A 12,472-nucleotide genomic window follows, 5' to 3' on the forward strand; every position below is an offset into this window, starting at 1 on the left:
GAGTTCTGGGAAGACATGAGTCCTTTCTAGAAGGACAAAAGTCGCAGGAGCATAAAAGCCTTGTTTAGAGCAGTAGCGACCGTCGGAGCGCCGCTTCGCCCTGGGTATCGAGCAGCCGGCGCTGCATCGCGGCCCCGCTCTCGGCGTCGTACAGCTCGCGGATGCCCGAGACGCCGAGGCGCTCGCACTCGGCGTCGACGAGTTCGCCGAGTTCGACGACGTCGCCGCCCGGGCGAATGAACGAGGCGTCGCGGCCGTACCGGAGCGCACGCCACTTGTTCTCGTCGAGCAGCTCGCGGCGGATCTCGGTGCCGGACTCGCCGTCCTCGTACCGTTCCGCGAAGTCGAGCACGAGCGCGTGGACGTACTCGACGAACGCCAGGATCCGGTCCTCGTCGGCTTGCCCGTCGGGCGTGCGCACCTCCACCGTTCCGATGCCGGAGTGGGGGCGCACGTCGTACCACAGCTCCCCCCGGTCGTTGATCGAGCCCGTCTCGATCATCGTCCGCTCGAACTCGCGGTACTCCTCGAAGTTCTCGAAGCGCGTCGGCATCCCCGTGTTCGGCAGGGCCTCGAAGATCTTCGCGCGGGCCGACTGCAGCCCGGTGTCGAACCCGTTCCAGAACGGCGAGTTGGCCGACAGCGCGAGCATCGGCGGGAGATACCAGCGCAACTCGTTGGCGATCCAGGTCGCCTTGTCCGCGTCATCGACGCCGACGTGGACGTGCAGCCCGGCGGTCGTGTTCCGGTGCTGGGGGTACTGGATCCGTTCGAGCTGCGCGCGGTACCGGGGTTTCTCGGCGTGTTCGAGCTCGCGCCACTTCGCGGTCGGGTGGAGTCCGGCGGCCGCGATCCGGTAGCCGTGGTCGGCGGCGTGTTCGACGAGCGCGGAGCGGATCGCCGAGAGCGTCGCCGGCGCGTCGTCGAGCGAGTCGATCTTCGGCGTCTGGGTCTCGATCACGAACTTGAACAGCTCGTGGTCGAGCCGCCCCTCCAGAATCTCCGGCGGATCGGACTCGTAGACGAGTTCGTCGGTGCCGGAGACGGGCCGGCCGTCCTCGTCGACGACGAAAAACTCCTCTTCGATGCCCAGCGTCCCGAGCTCGTCGAACACGTCGGCCGAACCCCCTTCCATCGCACGACGGTTGGACAGCCCCGATTAAATAGGATGCGGACTCCGGCAGGCGAGACGCTCCGCCGCGAGCGGATCGACGTCCGGGTGCGCTCGACTCAGATCGACGTCAGGGCCGCACTCGCGGCGAGGAACGACCCTGCGGCCAGCAGGACGTAGTTAGCGACCGTGCTCTTGGCCGGCGTGATATCGAGCGAGAACGACCGCCCCCAGAGGGGCCAGAAGGGCCTGATCCCCATCGGCGTGATCACGTCCGCCAGCAGGTGCGAGAGGACGGCCAGCGTCCCGATCAGAAATCCGAACTCCCCCAGTCCGGTTCGGAAGCCGGGGACGCCGACCCACGCGACGGCGCCGAACTGACCGACCGTCGGCGCGATCGCGAACTCCGCGACGAGGCCGACGGCGACGCCGACCGCCAGTGCGAACAGGAACGTGTGGGTCAACCCGCGGTGGGACATCCCGGGCAGCTGCGTGTCGAGGTCGGGCAGCATCGCAAGCCACAGCAGAACGACGCCGCCGCCGAGCGCGAGCGCCGCCAGTCCTCGACCCAGCAGCCAGGCCACGACGGGCGCGTACACCCCCAGCGCGACGCCGTAGTGTCCGAGCTTGTACACGACCGCCGGTAGGCGTGCGAGGCTCTCGTAGCTGTCGGTCGCCGTTCCGGGCGCTCCGCCCGCGCGATCGGAGATTACCGTTCCCCACTGACTAGTTGACGATCGTTTCGGTATGCGAATGTAACGTATCACCGAAAAACAGCCGCACCGACCGGTATATTCTCCGCTAAATTTAGGAAAGGAATGTCGAAAGTAGTTTATGGGAACGGCCTGAAGCCTCGCACATGGTCGAACTGGACGACACGGACCTGAACATCCTTGAGTTACTCGCGGAGGATTCGCGCCGACCGTACAGCGAGATCGCCGACAAGGTCGGCGTCTCGCCGCCCACGGTCTCCGATCGCGTCGATCGGCTGGAAGAGATCGGCGTGATCGAGCGGTTCACGCTCGATATCGACCGGTCGACGCTCCGCGACGGCGTCGGCGTCCTCGTCGACATCCACCTCCAGCCCGGCTTCGAGACGGAGGTCATGGAGAACCTGGCCGGCGTGGAGTGCGTCGAACACGCGTTCGCGACGGCCGACGGCCACGTGGTGGCGAAGGCGACCGTCGACGAGACGGAGATCCACTCCGTGCTGACCCAGGCCGTCGACACCGGGCGCATCGTCGAGTACGACGTCCGCCTGCTGGTCGACTCGGCGTGGGAGCCACAGATCGACGGGCCCGACGTCGGCGTCGCCTGCGAGGAGTGCGGCGCGACGATCGACGACGGCGGCGTGACAGTCGAGGTCGACGGCCAGACCCACGAGTTCTGTTCGTCGACCTGCCGGACGAGCTACGAGGAACACCTCGAAACGATCAAGCAGTCGGCGTAATCGGCGATCGGACCGGCCTCGAATCGAAACGGCGGCGTCGTCGAACGTTCCGGTGACGTTCCGACACTCCTCAGCGAGTCGTACAGGTACGGAGCCCGCTCGCTTCGTGCCCGTGACCCGCAATCGATCGGCACGCGAACCGGCCGTTTCGCCAGCAGACCCGCTAACAGTCTTTTGCGGCAGCCTCGCCTAGTGGCACCCGTTCATGAGCGAAAAGACCGGATTCGACAGACGGGCGTTTCTGCGCGCCAGCGGCGTCGTCGCGACGGGAGCGGCGGTCGCCGGCTGTACCGATACGGGCGGCGACGGACAGGAGCCCGCCGACGGCAACGACACCGAAGGCCCCGGGACGAACGAGACGGATGGGAACGAGACAACGACCGACGCTAACGACACCGCCGGCAACGAGACGGACGCTAACGAAACAGCGGGGAACGAGACTGACGCCAACGAAACGGCCGGCAACGAAACCGACGCCAACGAAACGGCCGGCAACGAATCGGCCGGGAACCAGTCGGGCGGCGTCGCCGACACGGTCGAGGTGATCGCCGGCCCCGAAGGCGAGTTCGTCTTCGAACCCGCCGAGCTATCGATCGATCCCGGCACGAGGGTGCTGTGGATCTGGGAGTCGGACCTGCACAACGTCGTCCCGACGAGCCAGCCCCAGGGGGCGAACTGGGAAGGACACGAGACGATCGAGGACGCGGGCTTCGAGTACGAACACACCTTCGAGACGACCGGCACGTACGAGTACGTCTGCGAACCCCACCAGGCCCAGGGCATGACCGGCACGATCACGGTCGAGTAGTCGGACACGGCCTATTTTTGCCGAGCGGGGTCGCCGCGCCCGGTCGAAGTATCGGAGACGGAGCCGTCAGGCCGGCCCATCGGAGGGGCCGTCGCTCGCCGATGCGATCGGCGCGTCGCGTTATTAACAACCCGCCCATTGATAGCACTGATTATTAAAATAGAGATGTGGGATAATAACCCTTTTATTCGAGGGGAGACGAGTGATGGGTATGAGACTGACGCGACGGGCCGCCCTGAAGGGCGGAGCGGGGGTGCTGGCGGCCGGCGGGCTGGCGGGATGTACCGACCTCGGGGCCGGATCCGGGTCCGGCAGCGGCGTCCAGGCGTCGTTCTACCTGCTGTACGACTTCGCCGACCAGATCGCGGGCGGGGAGACCGACGTCGAGAGCATCGTCCCGTTCGGCCAGCACGGCCACGGCTGGCAGCCCTCGGGACAGGTCCAGAAGGAGATCTACCAGTCGGCGGCGTTCGTGTACATGGGCGAGGGGTTCCAGCCGTGGGCCGACGACGTCGTGACGAACCTGCGCGCGGACGACGCCGGCGTGACGATCGTCGCGGCGCGCCACGGGATCGACCTGCTCGGGCGGAACGCGAGCCACGGGGGCGAGGAAGAACACGGCGACGAGAGCAGTAACGAAAGCGAGCACGACGAGAGCGGGGACGGCCACGATCACGGCGACATGACTGGCGACCCCCACTTCTGGCTCGACCCGATGCGCGCCAAGCAGGCCGTCGACAACATCCGCGACGGGCTGATCGAGGCCGACCCGGACGCCGAAGCGCAGTTCCGCGAGCAGGCCGACGCGTACAAGTCCGAGATCGACGACCTGCACGCGACGTTCGAGTCGCGCTTCGAGAGCGCCGACCAGTCCCACGTGCTCGTCGCGGGCCACAACGCCTTCCAGTACACGGGCGCGCGCTACGGCTTCACCGTCCACGCGCTCTCGGGCGTCTCGCCGGACGAGGAGCCGAGCGGCCAGGCGATCCGCGAGGCCCAGGCGACGATCGAGGAGCACGGCATCGAGTACGTGCTGACGCCGACGATGGAGTCCGACCGGGCGGCCCGCCAGCTCGTCTCCGAGACCGACGCGAGCGAAGTCCTCGAAATCTCGGCGCTGTCGGGCGTCAAAGAGGAGTGGACCGAGCGGGGCTGGGGCTACCTGGAAGTGATGGAAAACGTTAATCTGCCCGCCCTGACGAAGGCACTACACGCAGAATGAGCGTCGTCGATCTCCGGAACGTCGGATTCGCCTACACTGACGTCCCCGTGCTCGAGGAGGTCAGCCTCTCGATCGAGTCCGGCGAGTTCCTCGGGCTGGTCGGCCCGAACGGGTCGGGCAAGTCGACGCTGCTCCGGATCGCGCTGGGCCTGGAGACGCCCGACGCCGGCTCCGCGGAGCTGTTCGGCGAGCCCGCCGACGAGTTCGACGACGGCCACCGGATCGGCTACGTCGCGCAGGGGGCCACGAGCGGCGATCGGCGGATCCTGGTCACGGTGCGAGAAGTCGTCACGATGGGCCGGTTCCCCCACGCGGGCTACGGCCGCCTGGGGAGCGACGACCGCGCGGCCGTCGAGGATGCCATGGTGAAGACCGGCGTCGCCGACCTCGCGGACCGCAAACTGGAGGAGCTCTCGGGCGGGCAGCGACAGCGCGTGTTCATCGCGCGAGCGCTCGCGTGCGAAGCCGACCTGCTGGCCCTCGACGAGCCGACCGTCGGCGTCGACGCCGAATCGCGGGACGCCTTCTACGACCTGCTCGGCGAGCTCAACGACGACGGGATGACGATCGTGCTGATCGAGCACGACATCGGCACCGTCACAGAGTACGCGACGACGGTCGCCTGCATCAACTGCTGCGTCCACTACCACGGCGACCCCGAAGGGTTCGCCGAGAGCGACGCGCTGGCCGACGCCTACGGCGCGAGCCAGCGGATGCTCGAACACGATCCGGGCCACACCCACTCCCACGACGAGGAGGTGTCCCGATGATCGGGACGATCGTGGAGATGCTGAGCTTCTCGTTCATGCAGCGCGCGCTGCTGGCGGGACTGTTCGTCGCGATCCTGGCGCCGCTGGTCGGCTCCTTTCTGGTCTATCGGCGGATGGCGTTCATCGGCGACACGCTGGCCCACGTCGCCTTCGCCGGCGTCGCGATCGGCGTCTACGTCCAGGAAGTGCTGGGCTGGAGCGGCGTCACGCCGTTCCTCTCGGCGCTGGTCGTCTCGGCGCTCGCCGCGCTCCTGATCCAGTTCCTCTCGGATCGGACCGGCGCGTACAACGACGTCTCGATGGCGATCGTGCTCTCGGGCGGGTTCGCGCTGGGAACAGTTGTAATCAGCCTCACGGGCGGGATCGCGGTGAGCATCAGCCAGTACATCTTCGGGTCGATCGCCACCGTCTCCTGGCAGCACGTCCGGATCATGGCGCTGTTGACGGTGCTGGTCGGCGGCGTCGTCGCGGTGAGCTACAAGCACCTGCTGTACATCACGTTCGACGAGAGCGCCGCCCGCGTCGCCCGGCTGGACGTCGACCTCCAGAACAGCCTGCTGGTCGTGCTGACCGCGCTGGTGATCGTCGCCGCGATGCAGATCATGGGCGTGATCCTCGTCGCGGCGATGCTGGTGGTGCCGGTCGCCGCCGCTGGCCAGATCGCGCCGAGCTTCAAGGCCTCCGTGATAATCGCGATCGTCCTCGCCGAGATATCGGTGTTCTCGGGCGTCACGCTGTCGTACACCCACGACGTGGCCGCCAGCGGCGCGATCGTGCTGGTCGCGATCGGGCTGTACGCCGCGGCGGCGGCCGCCGACCGCTACGTGGCGTGATGACGCCGCGTTGCGATCGATGATCGTCGTAGCGGCGTCTTCACGCCGCGACGCTGACCGACTCCTCGACCTGGGCGCCGGACCCGAGTGAACGAACGTGAACTATTCCTCGCCCGTAGGTGCCCGAAGGACAAAATAGTTGCGCGATAAGTTCGGCATTCTTATATCCCGAGAGAGGTCGGGGCGCTTTTTGTAGTGGGTACCCTCAGTATCGAGTAGCGATGGGAGCGTTATCGGACCTGTTCGGGCCGGAGCGCGTAGCCGTGGTCGGCGCCACAGACAGGGAGGGATCAGTCGGGCGGGCGATCCTGACCAATCTGCAGGCCGACTTCGACGGCGACGTCGTTCCGATAAACCCGAACCGCGACGCGGTGCTGGGACTCGACTGCTACGAATCAGTGGCGAGCGCGCCGCCCGTCGACCTCGCGGTGGTGGTCGTCCCGCCGGGGATCGTGGTCGACGCCGTCCGCGAAGCCGGCGAGGAGGGCGTCGAGGACGTCGTCGTCATCACCGCCGGGTTCAGCGAGACCGGCAGCGAGGGCGCCGACCGCGAGCGCGACCTGATCGAAGTGGCCGAGGAGTACGACATGAACCTCGTCGGCCCCAACAGCATCGGCATCATGAGCACGCCGAACGGGCTGAACGCGACGTTCGGTCCGGAGAACGCCGAGCCGGGGTCGATCTCCTTCATGAGCCAGTCGGGCGCGTTCATCACGGCGGTGCTCGACTGGGCCAACGACCACGACCTGGGATTCAAAGACGTCGTCTCGCTGGGTAACGAGGCCGTCCTCGACGAGACGGACTTCATCCGGGAGTGGGGCGACGACCCCGACACCGACGTGATCATCGGCTACCTCGAGGGGATCGACCACGGGCGCGAGTTCATCGACACCGCTCGGGAGGTCGCGGAGGACACGCCGATCGTGCTTGTCAAGTCCGGCCGCACCGAGGCCGGCGCGCAGGCGGCGTCGTCCCACACCGGAACGATCGCCGGCAGCGAGCAGGCCTACGAGGCGGGGCTGGACCAGTCGGGCGTCCTCCGGGTGAACACCGTCGAGGAGATGTTCGACTACGCCCGGATGCTTTCCGACCAGCCCACGCCCGAGCGCGACGACGTGGCCGTGATCACCAACGCGGGCGGCCCGGGCGTGATGACGACCGACGCCATCGGCGACTCGCGGCTCGACCTCGCCGATTTCTCCGACGAGACCCTGGAGACGTACGGCGAGATGCTGCCCGACGAGGGCAACATCTACAACCCGGTCGACGTGCTGGGCGACGCCCCGGCCGAGCGGTTCCGCGAAGCCCTCGATATCGCGCTCGACGATCGCGGCGTCGGTGCGGCCGTGATCGTCGCGGCGCCGACCGCGGTGCTCGACTTCGAGGATCTGGCCGACATCGTCGCCGAGGCCCGCGCCGAGCACGACGCGCCGATCGTCGCGGCGCTGATGGGGGGCGAGAGCACCGAGGCCGCCGCGAAGAAGCTTCAGGACGCCGGCGTGCCGAACTACTTCGACCCCGCGCGGGCGATCCGCAGCATCGGGGCGCTCTCGGAGTACCGCGATATCAGCGAGCGCGCCCACGAGCCGCCCCGGGAGTTCGACGTCGACCGCGGGCGCGCCCGCGAGATCCTCGAGCGCGTCGAGGGACGCAACGACAACAGCCTCGGCGTCGAGGCGATGGAGCTGCTCGACGCCTACGGCGTCCCGACGCCGGAGGGCGCCGTCGTCGACTCGCCCGGCGAGGCCGAGTCCGTCGCCGAGGGAATCGAGGGCGACGTGGTGATGAAGATCGTCTCCCCCGACATCCTCCACAAGTCCGACATCGGCGGCGTGAAAGTCGGCGTCGAGACCGACGACGTGTACGACGCCTACGAGGATCTGATCACCCGGGCGCGCAACTACCAGCCCGACGCCTCGATCATCGGCGTCCAGGTCCAGGAGATGGCCGACCTCGACGCTGGCACCGAGACGATCGTCGGGCTGAACCGCGACCCGCAGTTCGGCCCGATGGTCCTCTTTGGCCTGGGCGGGATCTTCGTGGAGGTGCTCGAGGACACCACCGTGAAGATCGCGCCGATCAGCGAGCCCGAGGCCCGCGAGATGATCGACGATATCCAGGCGGCGCCGCTGCTCCGGGGGGCCCGGGGCCGGACGCCCGCCGATCTCGACGCGGTCGTCGAGACGCTCCAGCGGCTCTCGCAGCTCGCGACGGACTTCCCGGCGATCCTCGAACTCGACGTGAACCCGCTCGTGGCGGGTCCCGACGGCGTACAGGCGATCGACCTTCGACTCACCGTTGACAACGACGAACTATGACCAAGACGCTACTCGTCACTTCGACCGAAGAAGGCACCGGCAAGACCGCCGTCTCGGTGGCGCTCGGGCTGCTGGCCCAGGAGCGCGGCCTCGACGTCGGCTACATGAAACCCAAGGGGACCCGCCTGCGCAGCCGCGTCGGCAAGACGCTAGACGAGGATCCCATGCTCGCCCGCGAGCTGCTCGATCTCGACGCCGAGATGCACGAGCTCGAGCCCGTCGTCTACTCGCCGACGTTCATCGAGCAGGCGATCCGCGGCCAGGAGTCGGCCGAGGATCTCCACCAGCAGATCAGCGAACACTTCGACACGCTGTCGGCCGGCCGCGACCTGATGATCGTCGAGGGCGGCGGGTCGCTGACGACCGGCGGCATCGTCGACCTGACCGACGCCGACGTCGCCGAGCTGCTCGACGCCGAAGTGCTCGTCCTCGCGGGCTACGGCCAGCCCAGCGACGTCGACGACGTGCTCGCCGCGGCGCGCCACCTCGAAGACCGACTCGCGGGCGTCCTCTTTAACGCCGTCACCGACGACGCGTTCGACACGCTCGAAACCGACGTCGCGCCGTTCCTCGAAGGCGAGGGCGTGCCCGTCTTCGGCGCCCTGCCGCGCGAGCAGGACCTGGCGGGGATCACCGTCGCCGACCTCGCCGACGAGCTCGGCGCCGACGTGCTGACCGACGTGCCGACCGACGCCTACGTCGAGCGGTTCAGCGTCGGCGCGATGGGCAGCGACGCCGCGCTCCGGCACTTCCGGCGCACCCGCGACGCCGCCGTGATCACCGGCGGCGACCGCTCGGACATCCAGACGACCGCGCTGCAGGCGCCGGGCGTCGAATGTCTGATCCTCACCGGCGGCCACCGCCCCTCGGGCGCGGTCGTCGGCAAGGCCGAGGAGAAGGGCGTCCCGATCCTGGTCGTCCAGACCGACACCCTCACGACGATCGACCGCGCCGAGAACGTCGTCAGCGAGGGCCGCACGCGCGACGAGGCGACCGTCGACCGAATGCGCGCGCTGCTGGCCGACCACGCCGACGTCGACGAGATCCTCGCCGGCGCGAGCGCGAGCGGCGACGACGACTGATCGGCGCCGAGCGGCCCGGCGACCGATCGGGCGCCGACCGCACGCCGTGACCCGCCCACTTTTGTTGCGCCCCCGCCAACGCGATAGCATGAGCGACAGACGCGACTCCCGCGACGAGGAGCTCGCCCGCACGGCCGGCGACCTCGCGGACTCGCTGCGCGACCTTCGCGACGAGGTCGGCCCGCGACGGCGACCCCGACGCGGCCCCTTCGGACTGCCGCGCCCGCCGACGCCCCGGGAGGTGCTCCGATTCACCGACGAGGTCGCGATCCCGGCGACCATCGCGGTACTGGAGGTCAACATCAAGCTGCTTGAAGCCGTCCAGACGGCGATCAGGCTGGCCGAGACGGAACGCCGCGCGCGCGAACAGGGCGAGGAGGTTGCCGGGCGCGCCAGAGAGGGTGGCCGCGCCGTCCGCGAGGGCGCCGGCCGAGTCGGCCGCGAGACGCTCGATCAGCTCGACAACGCGCTGGACGAGCTCCAGACCGCCGTCGAGGAGGGCTCGCTCCCGCGCGAGGAGACGGCCCGCGAGATTCTGACCGAAGCGCGCGAGCTCCGGGCCGACCTCGAAGCGCAGGTCCGCGACGCCGAGGAGACGGCCGACGAGCAGCGGCGTCGGGAACGTGAAAACGACCGCGAGGCCGGACGCGACCGCGACGCGGGGATTTCGGCGTCGGATGAAGACGGAGAGAACCCTGCGAGCGACGAGAGCGACGGCGAGGAAGCCGAGACGGGCCCGCAGGTCGACGTCGACGCCGAGCTTCGGTCGATCAAGGACCAGTACGACGACGCAGACGAGGAAGACTCGTAACCGGCCCGATACGGCGGCTCGAAACCCGAAGCGCTACTCCTGCAGTTCCGGGAACTCCAGTTCCAGTTGCCCGTCGAGTTCGTAGCCGCCGGTGAGCAACGAGGAGCTGCCGAGGTCGATCGTGCTGTCGATCACGAGCGTCGTCGCGCGGTCGTCTCTCGGCGTGACGACGAGATCGATCGTGCTGATCGTCTCGTCCGCGAGATCGTCGAGGTCGTCGATCTCGATGACTGCACCGGGCTCGTCGCGATCGGTCGAGAGCGTAACGTCCGGCGGCGGCGACGAGTCGCCCTGCACCGGGGAGGCGAGGGCGACCTCCGCGGGCGACCCCTCCGGCGCCGGCGGCATCCAGACGTGCAGTTCGATCGCTTCGACGCGCGTTCCCTCGCGGTGCCAGATCTCGGTCGAGAGGTCGATCCGGCCGTTCGAGACCGCGCCGTCGGCGCCGATCGACCCGATCTCCTCGCCACCGGATTCGAATTGCAGGCTCTTTCGACTCTCCGAGTCGGCGTGAACAGTCGGTGACGAGAGAGCGGTCTCCGAGCGAACGGTGCCACAGCCGGCGAGCGCACTCGCGCCCGCGGTCCCGAGCGCCGCGAGACACGTTCGTCTACGCACGGCACCACCACCTGAAACCCCGACGAGCGTCGGATCGACCCATTGGAAGACGCATCTTGTGCTATCCTGAAAAACGTGTGCGAAAGTCAAACGCCTCTTTGTCCGATTCCAACCCGATCACTCGGCACCCGCTTGGCGTCGACGCCGATACGCTGGCACCGGCCGAACGACGCCGAAGACGAATCTGTTGCCGCCCAGCCCGAGCGCGAGGCCGAGAAAGAGCCACGTGAAGCCGCCGACGGGGGGCGCGTCGAGTGTCGTCATCCAGACGATCCCGCCGATAGCCGCCACACCGGCGACGAACAGCGCCCACACCCCTACGCGGCTTCGATCCGCCGCGGCGAACAGACCGCCGCTGACGAGCGCGACGACCGCGGCGATCCACCACTGACCGGTCGCCGACAGCGTCCCGTCCAGCAGGAGGAAGATAACGAGATTCGAGGCGGCGAGCACGAGGTCCTGAAGTATCAGCCCCCGCTCGGTCGTATCGGTCATACGAACGGCTTTTTTCGCGCGATAAATAAAGATCGGGAAGGAATCAGCGCGATGGCCTTGTGAAAGAGTGAATCATGATGCCAAACACCAAAGCATTTATATATAATATATTGATAAATGACGTGTAACTGTGGAATGCAACAGGTGCTCGACCACACTACAAAGTGACGAGTGGTTCTGCTCGTACTGCGGTAAAAAGAGACCGACCTGTCCGAACTGTGGGACCAACTATTCGAAAGCAGGTAATGATACCAGCGAACCGCCCAGACAGTGCCCATCATGTGGCATGCCGCGGAAAGCAGGCTGTTCTGAATGTGAGGAAATTATTGATGCCACTTGTACAGTGTGTCCTAGCTGCGGGGCCGATGCTGCGTCGAACCATCGCGGACTCACTGAAAAGTTCAGAAACCGAGGCCTCGTTACGGGACTCGGAATCCCGATCGTTGGTTGGTTCCTCTTGAGTGGACTGCCGTCGATTCTCACCTGGCTTCTGTGGATTCCTGTAGCGGTTTTTGGGGGAATCAGCGGGGTGTGGTACTGGAAACGAATGACCACGAACGAAAAGAAGATACAAAGTCAGAAAGTCAGTCAGTTCAGTGTCGGACAAAAGAAACACGAATCATACAACTACAGACAAGAGAAAAAGAAGAGACGGAAAAAAGAGAAGAAACGGAAGAGGAAACGAGAGCAGGAGCGACGTACGGTCGTGGATATGAACTGCCCCATCTGTGGGCACGATTGGGAAGTGAGGGAAGGCGTCGCCGCAGACATGCACCACGGCCACGGAGTCAGTATAATCGGATCTGAAAGGTACGGGAAGGTCGAAGTCCAGTGCGACGATTGTGACCACACTCGTCGGCTACAAGTCGAGTAAGCCCCCGACCGTTTCGGAGTAACTCACCAGTTGCTCAATCGGATAATCGTCACCTCCGTTTCCAGCCTGTTGTTCGCGCC

13 protein-coding genes are annotated in these 12,472 nt (G+C 66.9%); 9 read left to right on the plus strand and 4 right to left on the minus strand.

What is annotated here, in order from left to right; translation table 11 throughout:
• Positions 1-64: 64 nt before the first annotated feature.
• Positions 65-1,135, minus strand: coding sequence for a glutamate--cysteine ligase (locus ABDZ81_RS16160; RefSeq protein WP_343775113.1), 1,071 nt, complete (start codon positions 1,133-1,135; stop codon positions 65-67).
• 95 nt (positions 1,136-1,230) lie between these two features.
• The gene (locus ABDZ81_RS16165) at positions 1,231-1,746 is read right to left on the minus strand and encodes a metal-dependent hydrolase (RefSeq protein ID WP_343775114.1); all 516 of its coding nucleotides are present in this window, start codon (positions 1,744-1,746) and stop codon (positions 1,231-1,233) included.
• A gap of 224 nt (positions 1,747-1,970) precedes the next feature.
• Between ABDZ81_RS16165 and ABDZ81_RS16170 the strand changes: the two genes are divergently transcribed.
• From ABDZ81_RS16170 to ABDZ81_RS16205, 8 genes are all read left to right on the plus strand, one after another.
• Positions 1,971-2,561, plus strand: coding sequence for an AsnC family transcriptional regulator (locus ABDZ81_RS16170; RefSeq protein ID WP_343775115.1), 591 nt, complete (start codon positions 1,971-1,973; stop codon positions 2,559-2,561).
• A gap of 205 nt (positions 2,562-2,766) precedes the next feature.
• Entirely contained in the window at positions 2,767-3,369 is a 603-nt protein-coding gene (locus ABDZ81_RS16175) for a plastocyanin/azurin family copper-binding protein (RefSeq protein ID WP_343775116.1), read from the plus strand.
• Positions 3,370-3,580: 211 nt separating this feature from the next.
• Complete coding sequence (locus ABDZ81_RS16180; RefSeq protein ID WP_343775118.1) at positions 3,581-4,591, plus strand: metal ABC transporter substrate-binding protein; 1,011 nt, start codon at positions 3,581-3,583, stop codon at positions 4,589-4,591.
• Positions 4,588-5,361, plus strand: a complete 774-nt coding sequence (locus ABDZ81_RS16185) for a metal ABC transporter ATP-binding protein (RefSeq protein ID WP_343775119.1) — start codon at positions 4,588-4,590, stop codon at positions 5,359-5,361. Before ABDZ81_RS16180 ends, ABDZ81_RS16185 begins: the two co-directional genes overlap by 4 nt.
• A complete protein-coding gene (locus ABDZ81_RS16190) occupies positions 5,358-6,194 on the plus strand; it encodes a metal ABC transporter permease (RefSeq protein ID WP_343775121.1) in 837 nt (278 codons plus the stop codon). The genes ABDZ81_RS16185 and ABDZ81_RS16190 overlap by 4 nt, the downstream gene beginning before the upstream one ends.
• A gap of 221 nt (positions 6,195-6,415) precedes the next feature.
• Positions 6,416-8,512: an acetate--CoA ligase family protein gene (locus ABDZ81_RS16195; RefSeq protein ID WP_343775122.1), complete on the plus strand. Its 2,097-nt coding sequence runs from the start codon at positions 6,416-6,418 to the stop codon at positions 8,510-8,512.
• Entirely contained in the window at positions 8,509-9,594 is a 1,086-nt protein-coding gene (locus ABDZ81_RS16200) for a phosphotransacetylase family protein (RefSeq protein WP_343775123.1), read from the plus strand. The genes ABDZ81_RS16195 and ABDZ81_RS16200 overlap by 4 nt, the downstream gene beginning before the upstream one ends.
• Before the next feature lie 88 nt (positions 9,595-9,682).
• The gene (locus ABDZ81_RS16205; RefSeq protein ID WP_343775125.1) at positions 9,683-10,405 is read left to right on the plus strand and encodes a DUF7547 family protein; all 723 of its coding nucleotides are present in this window, start codon (positions 9,683-9,685) and stop codon (positions 10,403-10,405) included.
• A gap of 33 nt (positions 10,406-10,438) precedes the next feature.
• Here ABDZ81_RS16205 and ABDZ81_RS16210 read toward each other — a convergent pair whose 3' ends face one another.
• Entirely contained in the window at positions 10,439-11,023 is a 585-nt protein-coding gene (locus ABDZ81_RS16210) for a DUF8121 family protein (protein ID WP_343775126.1), read from the minus strand.
• A gap of 117 nt (positions 11,024-11,140) precedes the next feature.
• Positions 11,141-11,518, minus strand: a complete 378-nt coding sequence (locus tag ABDZ81_RS16215) for a hypothetical protein (RefSeq protein WP_343775127.1) — start codon at positions 11,516-11,518, stop codon at positions 11,141-11,143.
• Positions 11,519-12,065: 547 nt separating this feature from the next.
• Between ABDZ81_RS16215 and ABDZ81_RS16220 the strand changes: the two genes are divergently transcribed.
• Positions 12,066-12,392: a hypothetical protein gene (locus tag ABDZ81_RS16220; protein WP_343775129.1), complete on the plus strand. Its 327-nt coding sequence runs from the start codon at positions 12,066-12,068 to the stop codon at positions 12,390-12,392.
• Positions 12,393-12,472: the final 80 nt, after the last annotated feature.

This window comes from Natronoarchaeum mannanilyticum (assembly GCF_039522665.1).
Classification (GTDB): domain Archaea; phylum Halobacteriota; class Halobacteria; order Halobacteriales; family Natronoarchaeaceae; genus Natronoarchaeum; species Natronoarchaeum mannanilyticum.

Coding starts and splice junctions, on each gene's coding strand:
- ABDZ81_RS16160 (WP_343775113.1), bottom strand. CDS start 1,135: ATGGAAGGGGGTTCGGCCGACGTGTTCGACGAGCTCGGGACGCTGGGC.
- ABDZ81_RS16170 (WP_343775115.1), top strand. CDS start 1,971: ATGGTCGAACTGGACGACACGGACCTGAACATCCTTGAGTTACTCGCG.
- ABDZ81_RS16175 (WP_343775116.1), top strand. CDS start 2,767: ATGAGCGAAAAGACCGGATTCGACAGACGGGCGTTTCTGCGCGCCAGC.
- ABDZ81_RS16180 (WP_343775118.1), top strand. CDS start 3,581: ATGAGACTGACGCGACGGGCCGCCCTGAAGGGCGGAGCGGGGGTGCTG.
- ABDZ81_RS16185 (WP_343775119.1), top strand. CDS start 4,588: ATGAGCGTCGTCGATCTCCGGAACGTCGGATTCGCCTACACTGACGTC.
- ABDZ81_RS16190 (WP_343775121.1), top strand. CDS start 5,358: ATGATCGGGACGATCGTGGAGATGCTGAGCTTCTCGTTCATGCAGCGC.
- ABDZ81_RS16195 (WP_343775122.1), top strand. CDS start 6,416: ATGGGAGCGTTATCGGACCTGTTCGGGCCGGAGCGCGTAGCCGTGGTC.
- ABDZ81_RS16200 (WP_343775123.1), top strand. CDS start 8,509: ATGACCAAGACGCTACTCGTCACTTCGACCGAAGAAGGCACCGGCAAG.
- ABDZ81_RS16205 (WP_343775125.1), top strand. CDS start 9,683: ATGAGCGACAGACGCGACTCCCGCGACGAGGAGCTCGCCCGCACGGCC.
- ABDZ81_RS16215 (WP_343775127.1), bottom strand. CDS start 11,518: ATGACCGATACGACCGAGCGGGGGCTGATACTTCAGGACCTCGTGCTC.
- ABDZ81_RS16220 (WP_343775129.1), top strand. CDS start 12,066: ATGACCACGAACGAAAAGAAGATACAAAGTCAGAAAGTCAGTCAGTTC.